Source organism: Streptacidiphilus sp. EB103A (genome assembly GCF_041261405.1).
GTDB lineage: Bacteria > Actinomycetota > Actinomycetes > Streptomycetales > Streptomycetaceae > Streptacidiphilus.
The window spans coordinates 58347-75371 of sequence record NZ_JBGCAQ010000023.1; the positions used below are offsets into that span (position 1 = coordinate 58347).

Annotated in this window: 16 protein-coding genes; 6 read left to right on the top strand and 10 right to left on the bottom strand. The window is 72.4% G+C overall.

Annotated elements, in window-relative coordinates:
• Positions 1-8: 8 nt before the first annotated feature.
• The 4 genes from ABH941_RS32645 to ABH941_RS32660 all read right to left on the bottom strand — a co-directional run bounded on the left by ABH941_RS32645 (position 9) and on the right by ABH941_RS32660 (position 4155).
• Positions 9-836: a tyrosine-protein phosphatase gene (locus tag ABH941_RS32645; RefSeq protein WP_370133202.1), complete on the bottom strand. Its 828-nt coding sequence runs from the start codon at positions 834-836 to the stop codon at positions 9-11.
• 34 nt (positions 837-870) lie between these two features.
• A complete protein-coding gene (locus ABH941_RS32650) occupies positions 871-2580 on the bottom strand; it encodes a phospho-sugar mutase (RefSeq protein ID WP_370133203.1) in 1710 nt (569 codons plus the stop codon).
• A 103-nt stretch (positions 2581-2683) separates the two neighbouring features.
• Positions 2684-3538, bottom strand: a complete 855-nt coding sequence (locus ABH941_RS32655; protein ID WP_370133204.1) for a purine-nucleoside phosphorylase — start codon at positions 3536-3538, stop codon at positions 2684-2686.
• Between the two features lie 179 nt (positions 3539-3717).
• The gene (locus tag ABH941_RS32660; RefSeq protein ID WP_134004210.1) at positions 3718-4155 is read right to left on the bottom strand and encodes a gamma-glutamylcyclotransferase; all 438 of its coding nucleotides are present in this window, start codon (positions 4153-4155) and stop codon (positions 3718-3720) included.
• 94 nt (positions 4156-4249) lie between these two features.
• On the opposite strand from ABH941_RS32660, the gene ABH941_RS32665 reads away from it, so the two are divergent.
• Together ABH941_RS32665 and ABH941_RS32670 are read left to right on the top strand one after the other, a co-directional pair.
• Positions 4250-5707, top strand: a complete 1458-nt coding sequence (locus ABH941_RS32665) for an NAD(P)H-quinone dehydrogenase (RefSeq protein ID WP_370133205.1) — start codon at positions 4250-4252, stop codon at positions 5705-5707.
• Positions 5708-5837: 130 nt separating this feature from the next.
• Complete coding sequence (locus ABH941_RS32670) at positions 5838-6731, top strand: DeoR/GlpR family DNA-binding transcription regulator (RefSeq protein WP_370133206.1); 894 nt, start codon at positions 5838-5840, stop codon at positions 6729-6731.
• A 151-nt stretch (positions 6732-6882) separates the two neighbouring features.
• Here the strand turns inward: ABH941_RS32670 and ABH941_RS32675 are convergent, their stop codons facing one another.
• Positions 6883-8625, bottom strand: coding sequence for a biotin carboxylase N-terminal domain-containing protein (locus ABH941_RS32675; protein WP_370133207.1), 1743 nt, complete (start codon positions 8623-8625; stop codon positions 6883-6885).
• A gap of 204 nt (positions 8626-8829) precedes the next feature.
• On the opposite strand from ABH941_RS32675, the gene ABH941_RS32680 reads away from it, so the two are divergent.
• Positions 8830-9240 (top strand): hypothetical protein, encoded by a 411-nt coding sequence (locus ABH941_RS32680; RefSeq protein ID WP_370133208.1) that lies wholly within the window; start codon positions 8830-8832, stop codon positions 9238-9240.
• Here ABH941_RS32680 and ABH941_RS32685 read toward each other — a convergent pair.
• From ABH941_RS32685 to ABH941_RS32700, 4 genes are all read right to left on the bottom strand, one after another.
• On the bottom strand, positions 9237-9830 hold the full coding sequence (locus tag ABH941_RS32685) for a nucleoside triphosphate pyrophosphatase (protein WP_370133209.1): 594 nt from the start codon (positions 9828-9830) through the stop codon (positions 9237-9239). The two genes, ABH941_RS32680 and ABH941_RS32685, sit on opposite strands and share 4 nt — an antisense overlap.
• Before the next feature lie 31 nt (positions 9831-9861).
• Entirely contained in the window at positions 9862-9987 is a 126-nt protein-coding gene (gene mmpB / locus ABH941_RS32690) for a morphogenic membrane protein MmpB (protein WP_279591842.1), read from the bottom strand.
• A 72-nt stretch (positions 9988-10059) separates the two neighbouring features.
• Positions 10060-10296, bottom strand: a complete 237-nt coding sequence (locus ABH941_RS32695; protein WP_370133210.1) for an acyl-CoA carboxylase subunit epsilon — start codon at positions 10294-10296, stop codon at positions 10060-10062.
• Positions 10297-10306: 10 nt separating this feature from the next.
• Entirely contained in the window at positions 10307-11902 is a 1596-nt protein-coding gene (locus ABH941_RS32700; protein WP_370133211.1) for an acyl-CoA carboxylase subunit beta, read from the bottom strand.
• Between the two features lie 151 nt (positions 11903-12053).
• On the opposite strand from ABH941_RS32700, the gene ABH941_RS32705 reads away from it, so the two are divergent.
• From ABH941_RS32705 to ABH941_RS32715, 3 genes are all read left to right on the top strand, one after another.
• Entirely contained in the window at positions 12054-12929 is an 876-nt protein-coding gene (locus tag ABH941_RS32705) for a biotin--[acetyl-CoA-carboxylase] ligase (RefSeq protein WP_370133212.1), read from the top strand.
• A gap of 122 nt (positions 12930-13051) precedes the next feature.
• The gene (locus ABH941_RS32710) at positions 13052-14239 is read left to right on the top strand and encodes an adenylate/guanylate cyclase domain-containing protein (protein WP_370133277.1); all 1188 of its coding nucleotides are present in this window, start codon (positions 13052-13054) and stop codon (positions 14237-14239) included.
• 92 nt (positions 14240-14331) lie between these two features.
• A complete protein-coding gene (locus ABH941_RS32715) occupies positions 14332-16038 on the top strand; it encodes a diguanylate cyclase domain-containing protein (protein ID WP_370133213.1) in 1707 nt (568 codons plus the stop codon).
• Between the two features lie 132 nt (positions 16039-16170).
• Here the strand turns inward: ABH941_RS32715 and fdhD are convergent, their stop codons facing one another.
• The gene (gene fdhD / locus ABH941_RS32720) at positions 16171-16995 is read right to left on the bottom strand and encodes a formate dehydrogenase accessory sulfurtransferase FdhD (RefSeq protein WP_370133214.1); all 825 of its coding nucleotides are present in this window, start codon (positions 16993-16995) and stop codon (positions 16171-16173) included.
• Positions 16996-17025 lie beyond the last annotated feature (30 nt).

Sequence of the window (17025 nt, forward strand, 5' to 3'; positions counted from 1 at the left end):
CAGGGTGGTCACGCTCCCTGGACGAGCAGTTCCCGGAGTCGGGCGAGTTCCTCGACGTGCAACCCGTGATGCCGAAGGAACCCGGCAGTGGTCCCGTGCCGTGCATGGACCTTGCGGAGGAACAGCGCCAGGAGCTCGGTGCGGACGGGCCGTGAAGGCCGTTCCACCCCGTGTTCGTCGACGTAGTAGACCGGGCCGTTCAGCAGGCCCAGGCCCGCGTTGGAGAGGGCGAAGTCCGCGGTGATGTCGGCGTCGGCGACGCCGAGCGCGGAGAGGATGACGGCGATGGTCACCCCGGTGCGGTCCTTGCCGACCGCGCAGTGGACCAGCGCCGGGAGCGCGCCGGGGGCGGTCAACTGCCGGATGCAGGCCACGATCGGCGGGCCCGCCGTATCGGCCATGTAGGAGTACATCCCGGTCATTCCGTCCTCCTGCGGGTCCTCCGGCTGCCGGTGCCGTTCGCTGACGTCCGCCGCCGTCTCCGGGTTGGCCGACGAGCCCTCCAGCGGCGGGAGCGTGGGCAGCGAGACCAGCTCGAAGTCCAGGCCGTGGCGCTGGTTCGGCCAGTGCACCAACTCCTCCGCGCTGCGCAGGTCCACGACGGTGCGCAGACCCAGCGCGGCCAGCCGGCCCGCGCCGTCCGGGCTCAACTCGCAGAGCGAGGCGGAGCGGTAGAGCAGGCCGAGGCGTATCCGGCCGCCGTCGGCCGTGCCGAAGCCCCCGGCGTCGCGCAGATTGCGTACGCCGGGGACGTCGATCAGACGGTCCGCGCCGGGAGGCGGGCTGGTGGGCGGCTGCTGGTGGTGGTCCGGCGTCTGCTGCTCCGTCGTCTCCATGGCGCCCACCCTACGGGGGGCCGCCGACAGCGCGTCAGATGCCGGCAGCCGCCGAGAGGTCACGCTTCAGCGCGGCCAGCAGCCCGGCGGCCGCGGACCGGGCCGCGGCGAGGGCGTCCGCCGAGGCGACCGGGACGACGACCTCCAGGTAGCACTTGAGCTTGGGCTCCGTCCCCGAGGGGCGGACCACGACCCGCGCCGAGTCGACCCCCGGGCCGCTGAGGCGGTAGCGCAGCCCGTCGGTCGGCGGGAGGTCGGCGCTGCCCTGCTCCAGGTCGTCGGCCGAGTCGACCCGCAGCCCGGCGAGGGCGACCGGAGGCTGCTCGCGCAGCCTGGACATGGCCGCGGCGATCAGGCGCAGGTCGGCCACCCGGACCGCGAGCTGGTCGGTGGCGTGCAGGCCGTGGCCGAGGGCCAGCTCGTCGAGCAGGTCGCCGAGGGTGCGGCCGGCGGCCTTCAGGCCCGCGGCGAGTTCGGCCAGCAGCAGGGCGGCGCTGATGCCGTCCTTGTCGCGGACGGCGTCCGGGTCGACGCAGTAGCCCAGCGCCTCCTCGTAGCCGTAGCGCAGACCGGGGGCGCGGGAGATCCACTTGAAGCCGGTCAGCGTCTCGGCGTAGCCGAGCCCCGCCGCCGCGGCGATCCGCGACAGCAGCGAGGAGGAGACGATGGTGGTGGCGAAGGTGCCTTCGGCTTGCTTGTTCACCACATGCGCCGCGAGCAGCACGCCGACCTCGTCGCCGCGCAGCATCCGCCAGCCCGAGGGGCTGTCGGCGTCCGGGACGGCGACGGCCAGCCGGTCGGCGTCCGGGTCGTTGGCGATCACGATGTCGGGGCCCAGCGCCTTGGCCGTCTCGAACGCCAGGTCCATCGCCCCCGGTTCCTCGGGGTTGGGGAAGCCGACGGTGGGGAAGTCCGGGTCCGGGTCGGCCTGGGCGGCGACGACGGCCGGGGCCGGGAAACCGGCGCGCTCGAACGCGGCGAGGAAGGCGTCCCGGCCGACACCGTGCATGGGGGTGTAGACCACGGACAGCTCGCGGGGGCTGCCCGGGTCGACCAGTCCGGCGGCGCGGGCCAGGTACGGGTCCAGGACCGCGTCCCGATCCGGTACCTCCCAGCCGTCGGCGGCCAGCGGGACGTCCGCCAGCGCGGCGACCGCGTCGATCTCGGCGGCGATGCCCGCGTCGTGCGGCGGCACGATCTGCGCGCCCTCCAGTTCGCCGCCGAGGTAGACCTTGTAGCCGTTGTCGCGGGGCGGGTTGTGGCTGGCCGTCACCATGACCCCGGCCGCCGCGTCCAGGTGCCGCACGGCGAAGGCGAGCACCGGGGTGGGCAGCGGGCCCGGCAGCAGCACGGCGCGCAGACCGGCCGCGACGACCACGGCGGCGGTGTCGCGGGCGAAGTCGTACGACTTGTGCCGGGCGTCGTAGCCGATCACCACCAGGCCGCCCGGGCTGCGCTTGCCCACGTAGGCGGCGAGCCCGGCGGCGGCGCGGATCACCACGGCGCGGTTCATCCGCATCGGTCCCGCACCCATCTCCCCGCGCAGCCCCGCGGTGCCGAACTGGAGCGTCCCGGCGAAGCGCTCGGCCAGCTCCGACCAGGCGGCGCACTGCTGCTCCTCGGCCGGGCCCTCGGCCGAGGCGAGGAGGTCGGCGAGCTCGGCGCGGGTGTCCGGGTCGGGGTCCTCGGCGAGCCAGGTGCGGGCCCGCGCCAGCAGGTCGGCGGTGTCGGGGGGCAGCGTCATCACTGTCACTTTCCTTCGGTGCGGGCGTTACAACGAGCATGGCATCCATCGGGGGATTGACGGATGCCATGCGGATGCCGTGCGGAGCGGATCGAGCGGCGGATCAGAGGCGCTCGAGCAGCTTGGCGAGCAGCGCGCCCATCCGGGTGGCCGAGGTGCGGCCGGCCTCCAGGACCTCGGCGTGGTTCAGCGGCTCGCCGGTGATGCCGGCCGCCAGGTTGGTGACCAGCGACAGACCGAGGACCTCGGCGCCGGCCTCGCGGGCGGCGATGGCCTCCAGCGTGGTGGACATGCCGACCAGGTCGCCGCCGATGGCGCGGACCATGTTGATCTCGGCGGGGGTCTCGTAGTGCGGGCCGGGGAACTGGACGTAGACGCCCTCCTCCAGGCTCGGGTCGACCTCCTGGCACAGGGCGCGCAGCCGCGCCGAGTACAGGTCGGTGAGGTCGATGAAGTTCGCGCCGACGATCGGGGAGGCCGCGGTCAGGTTGATGTGATCGCTGATGAGGACCGGCTGTCCGGCCGACATGCCCTCGCGCAGCCCGCCGCAGCCGTTGGTGAGGATCACCGTCCGGCAGCCGGCGGCGACGGCGGTGCGCACCCCGTGGGCGACGGCGGCGACGCCGTGGCCCTCGTAGAAGTGGGTGCGGCCGAGGAAGACCAGGGCGCGGATGCCGCCGATGCCGATCGAGCGGACCATCCCGGAGTGCCCGGCGACGGCGGGCGGCGCGAACCCGGGCAGCGCGGTGATCGGGAACTCGTGGTCGGGCGTGCCGAGCGCGTCGGCGGCGGGGACCCAGCCGGAGCCCATGACCAGCGCTACGTCGTGGTTCTCCACCCCGGTGAGGTCCCGCAGAACGGCGGCGGCCTCCTTGGCGGCGGCGTAGGGTGCGTACGGGTCGGTGGGGTGCTGGATGCCGTTGGCAGCAGCGGCGACAGGCTGAGTGGATGCGTTCACACCAACGAGGATATCTGTTCGCCCTACGCGCGTAGAAGAACGATCGGATGACATTTCAGGCATGTGGCCCGATTCGGTCTGTAGGTCCTGCCAGTAGCCCCCCGGTACTGGCGCAGCAGCTCGACGGCGTCGGCGAGCCGGTCCTCCGGAACCGCGTCGAGCAGACGGTGTGCTTCCTGTCAGCAGGGGCGCTTGCGTAGGTCCATCACGTAGTCGTGGGGGGCGCCGGCCGATTCGGCGGCGTCGGCGATGATGCCGAGGTAGCGGGCCGAGGGGAGGCCGCCCTCGTAGTCGTTGAGGACGTAGGTCCAGGCGGTGAGGTCGCCCTCCAGGGTGTGCACCCGGACCTTGAGCTTGCGGTAGAAGCCCTGCGGCAGGCCCTCCCAGCGGTCCAGGCCCGCCTCGTCGCCCGGGGCGATGTCGTAGAGGCCGACGAAGACCTGGTCCTTCTCGTCCTCGACCACCGTGGCGATCGAGCCCTCCCAGCCGAACTGCTCGCCGCCGAAGGTCAGCCGCCAGCCGTCCAGCCAGCCGGTGCAGCGGAGCGGCGAATGCGGGGCCCGACGGCTCATCTGGCGTGCGTCGAGGTTGCTGGCGTACGCGGCGTAGAGCGACATGGGTCACAGCGTACGGGAGGTGGGGCAGGTGGGAGGGACGGGTCGGGCCCGTACGGGCCAGCCCGGTGTCACGGAGTCGCCGAGGTGCGGGACAATGGCGTATGTGACTCGGATTGTGATCATCGGTGGCGGACCTGGCGGATACGAGGCGGCGCTCGTCGCCGCGGACCTCGGCGCGGAGGTGACCGTCGTCGACCGCGACGGCCTCGGCGGCGCGGCGGTTTTGACGGACTGTGTACCGTCCAAGACCCTGATCGCCACGGCTGAGGTGATGACCAGCTTCGACAGCTCCTACGAGGAGCTGGGGATCAAGGTCGCGGATGACACTCCGACCTCCGGGGCCCGGGTGGTCGGCGTCGACCTGGGGAAGGTCAACCGACGGGTCAAGCGGCTGGCGGTCGCGCAGTCGCACGACATCACCCAGTCCGTCACCCGGGCGGGCGTCACCCTGCTGCGCGGCTTCGGCCGACTGGCGGCCGGCGGCCAGGCCGTGGACGGCTCGCGCGGGGTCGTGGTCGACCTCGCCGAGGGCGGCACGCAGGAGCTGCGGGCCGATGTGGTGCTGATAGCGACCGGCACCCGGCCGCGGGAGCTGCCGGACGCCGTCCCGGACGGCGAGCGGATCCTGAACTGGACCCAGGTCTACGACCTGGACGAGCTCCCCGAGGAGCTCATCGTGGTGGGATCGGGGGTGACCGGCGCCGAGTTCGCCGGCGCCTACCAGGCCCTGGGCTCGCGGGTGACCCTGGTCTCCAGCCGCGACCGGGTTCTGCCCGGCGAGGACCCGGACGCCGCCACGGTGCTGGAGGACGTGTTCCGGCGGCGCGGGATGAACGTGATGTCGCGCTCGCGGGCCGAGTCGGTGCAGCGTGTCGGCGACAAGGTGGAGGTGACCCTGTCCGACGGTCGGGTCATCACCGGGTCGCACTGTCTGATGGCCGTCGGTTCCATCCCCAACACCGGTGCGATGGGCCTGGAGGAGGCCGGGGTCCGGCTGACCGAGGGCGGGCAGGTCAAGGTGGACCGGGTGTCGCGGACCTCCGCCCCCGGGGTGTACGCGGCGGGCGACGTCACCGGGGTGTTCATGCTGGCCTCGGTCGCGGCCATGCAGGGGCGCATTGCGATGTACCACGCGCTGGGCGACGCGGTGCAGCCGCTGAACCTGAAGACCGTCGCCTCCAATGTCTTCACCGACCCGGAGATCGCCACGGTCGGCTACAGCGCCGCCGACGTCGAGTGCGGGAAGATGGACGCGGTCTGCGTGAAGCTGCCGCTGCGCGGCAACCCGAGGGCCAAGATGCAGGGCATCAGAGACGGCTTCGTGAAGCTGTTCTGCCGCCCGGGCACCGGGATCGTGGTGGGCGGTGTGGTCGTGGCGCCCCGGGCCAGCGAGCTGATCCATCCGATCTCGCTGGCGGTGGACAACAATCTGACGGTGGAGCAGGTGGCGAGCGCCTTCACGGTGTACCCGTCGGTCTCCGGGTCGATCGCGGAGGCGGCGCGGCAGCTGCACATCCGCAAGCGGGCCTCGGGGAGTTCCCCGGGGGCCTGAGGGCTGGGGGCGTGAAGTTGGTACGGACCGGCGCGCATTGTAGTTCTGTGCGCCGTTCCGTGGCGGACAACTTCGACTACTAGGTGCAAACGCCTGAAAGCAGATGGTCATGCACGTTACCGTCTGTTTCGTGTTCGCAGCAGAACGTCGCCAATTGATCCTCGAAATGGTGCGCGCCAATGGAGCGGTTTCGCTCCGGGAGCTCGCCCGAGTCGTCCAGACCTCCGAAGTGACCGTCCGTCGGGACGTGCGCGCTCTGGAGGCCGAAGGCCTTCTCGACCGTCGCCACGGGGGCGCAGTGCTCCCCGGCGGTCTCTCCAGAGAGCCCGGATATCCGCAGAAGACCCATCTAGCCGCCGCCGAGAAGTCGGCCATCGCCGACTACGCCGCCACGATGGTCGCCGAGGGCGACGCGATCGTGGTGGGCGCCGGGACCACGACGCAGGAGCTGGCCCGACGGCTGGCCCGGGTGCCGGGGCTGACCGTGGTCACCAACTCGTTGCTGGTGGCCCAGGCGCTGGCCCATGCCAACAGGGTGGAGGTGGTGATGACCGGGGGCACGTTGCGCGGGTCGAACTATGCCCTTGTGGGCAGCGGGGCCGAGCAGTCCCTGCAGGGGCTGCGGGTCTCGCGGGCCTTTGTGTCGGGCAGCGGGCTGACCGCGGAGCGGGGGCTCTCCACGACCAACATGCTGTCGGCGAGCGTGGACCGGGCCCTGGTCGCCGCCGCGGCGGAGGTGGTCGTGCTGGCGGACCACGGGAAGCTCGGGTCGGACACCATGTTCCAGACCGTGGCGACCGAGAACATCGCCTGCCTGGTCACGGACGAGCAGTCCGGCCTCTCCGAGGAGGCCTCGCGCGAGCTGGACGCCCTCGCCGACCACGGCGTCCAGGTCTGCATCGCCCAGGCCCCCGTCGCGGCAGCGCCCGCGGTCGCCGGCGTCCCAGGAGTCCCCTTCCCGGGCCAGCGCCGCTCCCCAGGCGCAGGCGTCCCAGTGGCCGGCCGAGGCATTGTCCGCCGCTGAGGCCCACCCCCTCCCGCCCGGAGGGGGTGGATCAGGACGGCGCCGCCTGCTTCGCCTTTTAGGGGCGCGGGCTCTGCTGTCTGAAATGCGTGCGCGACAAGCCACGACGCGCCGTCGCTCCTCACGCCGCGCAACCACCCTCGCGGGGGGCTCAGTCCTTGATCTCGCAGATAGCTGCCCCGCTGGTGACGGTGGCTCCGATCGCCGCTGAGAGCCCGACGATGGTGCCGGCCTTGTGGGCGTTCAGGGGCTGTTCCATCTTCATCGCTTCGAGGACGACGACCAGGTCGCCCTCGTTGACGGCCTGTCCCTCCTCCACGTTGATCTTGACGATGGTGCCCTGCATCGGCGAGGCCAGGGTGTCCCCGGAGGCCGCCGAGCCGGCCTTGGACGCGGTGGCGCGGCGCTTGGACTTGGCGGCGGGCCGGGCCGAGCTCGCGGCGAGGTTGGCCGGCAGGGAGACCTCGATGCGTTTGCCGCCGACCTCGACCACCACGGTCTCGCGGGTGTCGGGCTCGTCCTCCTCGCCGCCGGTGCCGGCGAAGGGCGCGATGGTGTTGACGAAGTCGGTCTCGATCCAGCGGGTGTAGATGGTGAAGGGCTCGCTGGTGAAGGCCGGGTCGGTGACCACCGCGCGGTGGAAGGGGAGGGCGGTGGCCATGCCCTCGACGGTGAACTCGGCCAGCGCGCGGGCGGCGCGCTGCAGGGCCTGGGTGCGGGTGGCGCCGGTGACGATCAGCTTGGCCAGCAGGGAGTCCCAGGCCGGGCCGATCACGCTGCCGCTCTCCACCCCGGAGTCCAGCCGCACGCCTGGGCCCGAGGGGGGCTGGAACGCGGTGACGGTGCCCGGCGCGGGCAGGAAGCCGCGGCCGGGGTCCTCGCCGTTGATGCGGAACTCGAAGGAGTGGCCGCGCACCGCCGGGTCCCCGTAGCCCAGGGCCTGGCCGTCGGCGATGCGGAACTGCTCGCGGACCAGGTCGAGGCCGGTGACCTCCTCGGTGACCGGGTGCTCCACCTGCAGGCGGGTGTTGACCTCCAGGAAGCTGATGGTGCCGTCGTTGGCGACCAGGAACTCGCAGGTGCCCGCGCCGACGTAGCCGGCCTCGCGCAGGATGGCCTTGGAGGCGGCGTAGAGCTGGGCGTTCTGGGCGTCGGTGAGGAACGGCGCGGGGGCCTCCTCGACCAGCTTCTGGTGGCGGCGCTGCAGTGAGCAGTCCCGGGTGGAGACGACCACGACGTTGCCGTGGGTGTCGGCCAGGCACTGGGTCTCCACGTGGCGGGGCCGGTCCAGGTAGCGTTCGACGAAGCACTCGCCGCGGCCGAAGGCGGCCACCGCCTCGCGGACCGCGGAGTCGTAGAGCTCGGGGATCTCCTGCAGGGTGCGGGCGACCTTCAGGCCGCGGCCGCCGCCGCCGAAGGCCGCTTTGATGGCGATGGGCAGGCCGTGCTCGCGGGCGAAGGCCAGCACCTGGTCGGGTCCGGAGACCGGGTCGGCGGTGCCCGCGACCAGGGGCGCGCCGGCGCGCTGGGCGATGTGACGGGCCGCCACCTTGTCGCCCAGGTCGCGGATGGCCTGCGGCGGGGGGCCGATCCAGGTCAGCCCGGCGTCGATGACGGCCTGGGCGAACTCGGCGTTCTCGGACAGGAAGCCGTAGCCGGGGTGGACCGCGTCCGCGCCGGAGTCGGCCGCGGCCTTGAGGACCTTGGCGATGTCCAGGTAACTGGTCGCCGGGGTGTCACCCCCCAGGGCGAAGGCCTCGTCGGCCGCGCGGACATGCAGCGCGTCCCGGTCCGGCTCGGCGTAAACAGCGACGGCGGCGATACCCGCGTCACGACAGGCCCGGGCGACGCGGACTGCGATCTCTCCGCGGTTGGCGATGAGCACCTTGCGCACAATGGCTCCCTTCTTGAACCGTGGATGAGTTTATGGAGTACCAGGGCGTGTTGGTGAGCCCGGCCCAGGGGTGAGCTTGCCCACACGGAGGGTGATTGTCTCCGGTACACCGTACGCCCGGGGGTTGGCAGGGGCCTTTTCGGCGTACCTCTTCCGGACGTGTCTACCCGTCAGTAAGGTGCCGCTATGAGGATCTGGACGGCGGTGGCGACGGTGCTGCTGCTGGTGCTCGAAGCCCTGTTCTTCGCGGGCGTGGGCCTGCTTCTGGGGCTGGCCGTGCGCGACCAGAACATGTCCCTTGGTGGGCTGACGCCTGATGCGATGGCCGTCGGAGCGTGGGTCGGAATGGGGCTGCTGGCGGCGTTCCTGTTGCTGGTCGCCCTGGTCCTGGCACGCACGGCCCGGAGTGGTGGTGCCATGGGGCGGCCCACAAGGATTCTGCTGATTGTCTGTGCGGTGCTGCACGGGGTGCTGGCGGCCCTCCTCCTGGCGCTGAACGGTGTGGTGGCTTTTGTGGCGATGCTGGTGATGGTCGGCCTGCTCGTGATGGTGCTGCTGATCCCGCCGGCCGAGCCGGTCGACGCACCCCCGAAGCCTGCTGCAGCACCCTCCTAGACCCAGAGATCGGTGATCGACACTCCCAGCTTCCCCAACAGCTCGCGCAGCAGCGGCAGCGAGAGGCCGATGACATTGCCGTGGTTGCCGTCGATGCTGTCGACGAACGGGGCCGACCGGCCGTCAAGAGTGAAGGCGCCGGCCACGTGGAGGGGTTCGCCGGTGGCGATGTAGGCGGCGATCTCGGCGTCGGTGGGGTTGCCGAAGCGGACCGTGGTGGAGGCGGTGGCGGAGGCACGGCCGTTGCCGGCGGTGTCGATGACGCAGTGTCCGGTCTGCAGGACTCCGTTGCGGCCGCGCATGGACTGCCAGCGGGCCAGCGCCTCGGCCGCGTCGGCGGGCTTGCCGAGGGCCTGCCCGTCCAGCTCCAGGACCGAGTCGCAGCCGATGACCAGGGCGGGAGCGGTCAGTTCCGCGGCGACGGCGGTCGCCTTGGCCTCGGCCAGGAGCAGCGCCAGTTCCGCGGGGGTGGGGGCGGAGAGGGCGTCCTCGTCGACGCCGCTGACGATCACCTGCGGGTCGAGCCCGGCCTGGCGGAGCAGGCCGAGGCGGGCGGGGGAGGCGGAGGCGAGCACGAGTGGCACGGTCATGGCCCCAGCCTAGACACCCGTCCGACCCCGTTCAGACCATCACGACGACGAGTAACAGGATCGCGAAGGCGGCGATGAGCAGGCCGACTCGGCGAAGCAGGGCGTTGACCCGGCGCTTCTCCTCGGCTGTCTCGTCTACGGGGTCGGACCAGAGCATGCCTTCCAGGGTGCAGCGGTACCCGCACTCCGCGCCTGAGTACGGGTACTCAACTTTGCGCCCGGGCCCGGTTCACTGCGCCCAGGCGGAGGTGCGCCAGGCGTCCGGGCCCGGGTGGGCCGGGGCGCGCAGGTTGCGGGCGCGGTCGGACCACTGCGAGGCCGGGGCGCGGTCGGAGGTCCGGGCGGCGTTGGCCGCCGCCCGGACCGAGACCACCGCCAGGACGGCGGCGAGCTCCTCGGGGCTGGGCTGCCCGTGCAGGACCTTGATCGGCGTCCGGTCGTCAGTCGATGTGTCGTCAGCAGTCATGGCCGCCTCCTTACAGGGGGATGTTGCCGTGCTTCTTGGGGGGCAGCGTCTCGCGTTTGTTGCGCAGCGCCCGTAGGCCCTTGACGATGTGCTGGCGGGTTTCGGAGGGCAGGACCACCGCGTCGATGTAGCCGCGTTCGGCCGCGACGTAGGGGTTGAGCAGGGTGTCCTCGTAGGCCTCGATGAGTTCGACCCGGCGCGCGTCCGGGTCCTGGGCTGCGGCGAGGTCGGCCCGGTGCAGGATGTTGACGGCGCCCTGGGCGCCCATCACGGCGATCTGGGCGGTCGGCCAGGCGAGGTTGAGGTCGGCCCCCAGGTGCTTGGAGCCCATGACGTCGTAGGCGCCGCCGAAGGCCTTGCGGGTGATGACCGTGATCAGCGGGACGGTGGCCTCGGCGTAGGCGTAGATCAGCTTGGCGCCGCGGCGGATGATGCCGTTCCACTCCTGGCCGGTGCCGGGCAGGAAGCCGGGGACGTCCACGAAGGTGAGCACCGGGATGTTGAAGGCGTCGCAGGTGCGGACGAAGCGGGCGGCCTTCTCGGAGGCGTCGATGTCCAGGCAGCCGGCGAACTGCATCGGCTGGTTGCCGACGATGCCCACGGCGTGTCCCTCGACCCGGCCGAAGCCGGTGATCATGTTGGGCGCGAACAGCTCCTGGGTCTCCAGGAACTCGCCGTCGTCGAGGATGTGGTTGATGACCTTGTGCATGTCGTAGGGCTGGTTGGCCGAGTCCGGGACGATGGCGTCCAGTTCCCGGTCCAGCGTGCTGACCGACAGGTCCGCCTCCTCGGGGAAGGCCGGGGCCTCCTCCAGGTTGTTGGAGGGGAGGTAGGAGAGCAGCGCCTTGACGTAGTCGACGGCCTCCTTCTCGTCCGCGGCCAGGTGGTGGGCGTTGCCGGACTTGGAGTTGTGGGTGCGGGCGCCGCCCAGCTCCTCCATGCCGACGTCCTCGCCGGTGACGGTCTTGATGACGTCGGGCCCGGTGATGAACATGTGCGAGGTCTGGTCGGCCATCACCACGAAATCGGTGATGGCGGGGGAGTAGACCGCGCCGCCGGCGCAGGGGCCCATGATCAGCGAGACCTGCGGGATCACACCGGAGGCCAGGACGTTGCGGCGGAAGATCTCGCCGTACAGGCCCAGGGAGGCCACGCCCTCCTGGATCCGGGCGCCGCCGGAGTCGTTGATGCCGATCATCGGGCAGCCGGTCTTCAGGGCGAAGTCCATCACCTTGACGATCTTCTCGCCGAAGACCTCGCCGAGGGAGCCGCCGAAGACGGTGAAGTCCTGGGCGAAGACCGCGACCTGACGCCCCTCCACGGTGCCGTAGCCGGTGACCACGCCGTCGCCGTAGGGGCGGGTCTGCTCCTGGCCGAAGTTGGTGGAGCGGTGCCGGGCGAACTCGTCGAACTCCACGAAGGAGCCCTCGTCGAGCAGCATGGCCACCCGCTCACGGGCCGTCAGCTTGCCCTTGGCGTGCTGCTTCTCGATGGCACGGGCGGAGCCGGAGTGCGTGGCCTGGTCCAGCCGGCGCTTCAGATCCGCGATCTTGCCGGCGGTGGTGTGATGGGCCGCGCCCTCATTGGCGATCTCGGCTTGGGACATCCGGCGCGACTCCCGTCAGGAGGGGGTAGTGCAGTCCAGGTCCGGTGTGGGGATCCCGGCGGCACCAACGGGTGAGGTTTCCGTGTCGTAGCGTAGCCATGCCGGGCGCGTGGCGGATATGCAGAGTGACCGGCGTCATAAGGTGCGGAGCATGAGTTCTTCGCAGAGTTCGTCCCCGTGGAGTGACCTGGACCGGCCGCCCTTGCGCGGCGCCGCGCTGGAGCGGGCCGTGCTGCGGCCCGGCGGGCTGTGGACCTCGCTGCGGGTGGTGGCGGAGACCGGTTCGACCAACAGTGATCTGGCGGCCGAGGCGGCGCGCGGCGCGGCGGCGGGCGCGGTGCTGGTCGCCGAGGAACAGACGGCGGGGCGGGGGCGGCTGGAGCGCCGGTGGAGCGCACCGGCGCGTTCCGGCATCTTCCTGTCGATGCTGCTGCGTCCGGACGGGGTGTCCAAGCAGCGCTGGGGCTGGCTTCCGCTGCTGGTGGGGGTGGCGGCGGCGTCCGCGGTCAGCCAGGTGGCCGGGGTCGAGGTGCGGCTGAAGTGGCCCAACGACCTGCTGGTCGAGGTCGGCGGCGAGGAGCGCAAGCTCGGCGGGATCCTGGCCGAGCTGGCCGGGGACGCCGTGGTGGTCGGCATCGGCCTCAACGTCAGCCTGCGGGAGGACGAGCTGCCGGTGCCGGGCGCCGGTTCGCTGGTGCTCGCGGGCGCCGCGGTGACGGACCGCGAGACCCTGCTGCGCGCGGTGCTGCGGACCTTCGACGAGCTGTACGCGGACTGGGCCGGCGCGGCAGGCGATCCCGAGGCCAGCGGGCTGCGGGCGGCGTACGCGGCGCAGTGCGCCACGTTGGGCCGTTCGGTGCGGGTGGAGCTGCCCGGCGGCCGGGAACTGCTCGGTGAGGCGGTGGCGGTGGACGGCGACGGCCGCTTGGTGGTGCGTGACGGCGGGGGCGAGGAGCGCGCGGTGGGCGCCGGAGATGTCCTCCACGTCCGCCCCCAGCAGGCGTCCTGTGACAATCCCGGGGGGTGACCCCCGAACCCCCACGAACCCGAAACGGGTGAATCCGTGCGAGGATTCGTGCGGGCGGTGGTGTGAGCAAGGCCACAGGGCAGGACGCGGCGAGGGTGGAGAAGGTGGGCGACGAGGACCGGATGGCGGGCTCGGCCGAGGACGGCGCGGGCTCCGCGCCGACCGGCTCCGAGGAGTCCGTACCGCTGCAGTTGGAGCGGCTGATTCTGGATTCCGAGCGCCAGTACACGCCGTTCCAGGCGGCTCGCGCCGCGGGTGTCCCGATGGAGCTCGCCTCACGGTTCTGGCGGGCGATGGGCTTCGCCGACATCGGCCAGTCGCGGGCGCTGACCGACGCCGACGTGATCGCGCTGCGGCGGCTCGCCGGGCTGGTCGAGGCGGGGCTGCTGAGCGAGCCGATGGCGATCCAGGTGGCCCGGTCCACCGGACAGACCACGGCCAGGCTCGCCGAGTGGCAGATCGACACCTTCCTGGAGCATCTGACCTCCGGGGTGGAGCCCGGGCTGACCCGCGCCGAGGTCGCGTATCCGCTGGTGGAGCTGTTGCTGCCGGAGCTGGAGCAGTTCCTGGTCTACGTCTGGCGGCGACAGCTCGCGGCGGTCACCGGGCGGGTGGTGCAGGCCGCCGAGGACGAGGACATGCAGAGCGGCCGGCTCGCGGTGGGCTTCGCCGACCTGGTCGGCTTCACCCGGCTCTCGCGCCGACTGGAGGAGGAGGAGCTCGGCGAGCTGGTCGAGAACTTCGAGATCAGCTGCGCGGACATCGTCGCCGGACGCGGCGGCCGGCTGGTGAAGACCCTGGGGGACGAGATCCTCTATGTCTCCGAGGACGCCGGGACGGCGGCCGAGATCGGGCTCGCCCTGGTGGAGACCCTGGGCAAGGACGACTCGATGCCGGCCCTCCGGGTCGGCATGGCCTTCGGCACGGTCACCACCCGGATGGGCGATGTCTTCGGCACCACGGTGAACCTGGCGAGCCGGCTCACCTCCATCGCCCCGAAGGACGCGGTGCTGGTGGACGGCGAGATGGCGGCGGCGCTGGAGCGGGAGGGCGCGGTGCCGCCGGCGGCCGCCGCCGGCCATCCGGGGGTGCCGCCAGGGGCGGCTGACGCCCTGTCGGCGGTCGCCTCGGTGGGGATCTCGGCGGGGGACCGGGCGCCGGCGGAACGGGTCCCGGCGGACGACGGTCCGACCGGGGCCGAGCACGAGCCGTCCTACCGGTTCGCCCTGCAGCCGATGTGGCGGCGGCCGGTGCGCGGGCTGGGCCTGGTGGAGCCCTGGCTGCTGACCCGGCGGCCGGGGCCGGTCTGACCGTACGTCATTTAGGGCGATATGTCTGCCCTGTACCTAAAGTGGTCGTTATGGCCATGGACCTGGCCCTGTCCTGAGCCGGGAGGATCAGCGTGCACGGCGCGGATGTGCGGTTGCGGGCGGTGGTGGGCCTGGCTCAGGCGATGTCCGGCGCGCAGTCGCGGATCGAGGCGGTGCAGGCCGCGGCGGTGCGCTCGCGGGAGGCCCTGGGCGCCGACTTCGCCGCGATCTCGGTCTGGGAGCGGGAGACCGGACGGCTCCGGGTGCTGGTCAACAACGGACTGCTGGCCCCCGGCGAGGAGGAACTGCCGGAGGACGAGTCCTACGCCGTCGCCGACTACCCCGAGATCGCGCTGTTCCTGGAGCGCCGCGGCCTCGGCGCCCCGTGGACCGTGGACGGCCTGCCGCGGGCCTGGGTGCAGACCGCGGACGGCGGCGGCGCCGACGCCAACGGCCCCGCCTGCCGGGAGCGGGCCGCCTCGCTGCGGCGGCGCGGGCGTGGCTGCTGCCTGGTCGCGCCGATCCTGCTGCGCGGCCGCGCCTGGGGTGAGCTCTATCTGGCCCGCGGCGTCGGCGCCCCGGTCTTCTCCCAGGACGACGCCGAGTTCGCCACCGCCCTGGCCGCGCAGCTCTCGGCCGGCCTGGCCCAGAGCGAGGAGCTGGAGGAGGTGCGCAGACTCGCCTTCACCGATCCGCTGACCGGGCTGGCCAACCGCCGCGCGGTGGACGCCCGGCTGGACGCGGCGCTGACCGCGCACCGCGAGCACGGGACCGTCGTCTCGCTGGTGGTGTGCGACGTCAACGGCCTGAAGCGGGTCAACGACGAGCTGGGCCACGAGGTCGGCGACCAGCTGCTGGAGCGGTTCGCCAACCAGCTGTCGCTGTGCGGGGCGATGCTGCCGGGCAGCGTCGCCGGGAGGCTCGGCGGCGACGAGTTCTGCCTGGTCGCCGAGGGCACGCCGGCCGACGAGGTGGTCCGGGTCGCCGAGGAGCTGTGCGCCCAGGCGCTGACGCTCGATCAGGGCGACGGCGTCGCCTGCGGAGTCGCCTCGACCGGCGACCCGATCGGCCCGGTCACCACCGCCGACCGGCTGTTCCGGTTGGCCGACGCGGCCCAGTACCGGGCCAAGGCGGGACAGGCCTCGCGCCCGGTTGTCGCCGGGCGCGGCGAGCTGCCCGACCCGACGGTGCAGCTGGCCGAGACCGGCGAGGTGCCGCGGCCCGGACGGCGCGGCGAGCGGAGGCGGTTCCGCGGGGCGCGCCACAGCGCGGACCCCGGGGTGCTGATCGCGGCGGTGACCTCGGCGATCGACGAGGCCCGGCGCAGGGACACCCTGGGCCGGCTGGAGATCGTCGCCGAGACCACGGCGAGGATGCTGGACGCGGTGTCCTGGTGGATCTCCTACGTCGGGCCCGGGTCGCTGCAGATGCGCACCTCCCACTACGGCGTCCGCCGGATGACCCGGGGCCCCGGCAGCATCCGGGCCCAGGTGCAGCGGGCCGTCAACGAGGCCCCCGACGCGGTGTTCGACCTCCGCTCCTACCCGCTCACCGCGGAGGCGGTACGCGGACACGCTTTCACCATGCGGGCGGGGGTGCCGGGCAACGACCCGGCGGAGGAGGCGGTCCTCATGGTCGGCGGGTACCGTGCGGTCCTCGCCGCGGGGGGCAGCAACGCTGCCGGGGGCTGGCTGATCGAACTCTTCGCCGACGAGTCGACGCTCTCCTATGCGGCTCTGGGCCCCGCCCTCCGGGCCCTCGTCGCCGTCGCCCTGTCGGGCCCTGCGTCGCCGCCGTGAGCTCATAGGTGCAGCTTGTGCATGGTTGTTCGCGCAGTTCCCCGCGCCCCTGAGCATGTGCAACTGGGCCAGTTGCAGACTCCTAGGGGCGCGGGGAACTGCGCGAACAACCATGCACGACCCGCAGCCGGCTTACGCCAGTGCCACCCTCTCGGTCCCCGCGTAGACGTTGGCGCTGTGCCCCCGGAGGAAGCCGACCAGGGTGAGCCCCAGCTCCGAGGCGAGGTCGACCGCCAGGGAGGACGGCGCCGAGACGGCCGCGAGCAGCGGTATCCCGGCCATCGCCGCCTTCTGGGTGAGTTCGAAGGAGGCCCGCCCGCTGACCATCAGCAGATGCCCGGTCAGCGGCAGCATCCCCTCCCGGAGGGCCCAGCCGACCACCTTGTCGACGGCGTTGTGCCGTCCCACGTCCTCCCGCAGGCACAGCAGTTCGCCGTCCGCGGTGAAGAGCCCGGCCGCGTGCAGGCCGCCGGTGGAGTCGAAGACCTTCTGTGCCGCGCGCAGCGCGTCCGGCAGGCCGTAGAGGGTGTCGGGCGCCACCCGGAGCCCGTCCGCCGCCACGTCGTACGGCACGCGCATGCGGATCGCGTCGACGCTCTCCCGCCCGCAGAGCCCGCACGCGCTGGAGGTGAGCAGGTTGCGGTGGGCCGAGACCGGCACGGCCGCCCCCCGCGGGAGCGAGGCGTCGATGACGTTGTAGGTCTGCAGCCCGTCCGCGTCCGTCCCGGCGCAGTACCGCAGGGCGGTGAGGTCCTCGGCCGAGGCTGCCAGGCCCTCCCCCACCAGGAATCCGGCCACCAGGTCGAAGTCATGGCCGGGGGTGCGCATGGTGACCGTGAGCGCCTCGCCGTTGATCCTGATCTCCAGCGGTTCCTCGGCTGCCAGCGCGTCCGGGCGGTAGCTGCCCTGCTGTTCCCGCAGTCGCAGCACCCGGCGCCGTTCGGTGGTCCGTCCCATACCGGACACGGTATCTGGCCTGGCCTAGTT

Bases quoted from the DNA above. Each gene is read 5' to 3' on its own strand.
- fdhD (WP_370133214.1), bottom strand. From the start codon at position 16,995: ATGGGACGGACCACCGAACGGCGCCGGGTGCTGCGACTGCGGGAACAG.
- ABH941_RS32645 (WP_370133202.1), bottom strand. From the start codon at position 836: ATGGAGACGACGGAGCAGCAGACGCCGGACCACCACCAGCAGCCGCCC.
- ABH941_RS32700 (WP_370133211.1), bottom strand. From the start codon at position 11,902: ATGTCCCAAGCCGAGATCGCCAATGAGGGCGCGGCCCATCACACCACC.
- ABH941_RS32695 (WP_370133210.1), bottom strand. From the start codon at position 10,296: ATGACTGCTGACGACACATCGACTGACGACCGGACGCCGATCAAGGTC.
- ABH941_RS32665 (WP_370133205.1), top strand. From the start codon at position 4,250: ATGGCGTATGTGACTCGGATTGTGATCATCGGTGGCGGACCTGGCGGA.
- ABH941_RS32705 (WP_370133212.1), top strand. From the start codon at position 12,054: ATGAGTTCTTCGCAGAGTTCGTCCCCGTGGAGTGACCTGGACCGGCCG.
- ABH941_RS32710 (WP_370133277.1), top strand. From the start codon at position 13,052: ATGGCGGGCTCGGCCGAGGACGGCGCGGGCTCCGCGCCGACCGGCTCC.
- ABH941_RS32660 (WP_134004210.1), bottom strand. From the start codon at position 4,155: ATGTCGCTCTACGCCGCGTACGCCAGCAACCTCGACGCACGCCAGATG.
- mmpB (WP_279591842.1), bottom strand. From the start codon at position 9,987: ATGCTCTGGTCCGACCCCGTAGACGAGACAGCCGAGGAGAAGCGCCGG.
- ABH941_RS32685 (WP_370133209.1), bottom strand. From the start codon at position 9,830: ATGACCGTGCCACTCGTGCTCGCCTCCGCCTCCCCCGCCCGCCTCGGC.
- ABH941_RS32650 (WP_370133203.1), bottom strand. From the start codon at position 2,580: ATGACGCTGCCCCCCGACACCGCCGACCTGCTGGCGCGGGCCCGCACC.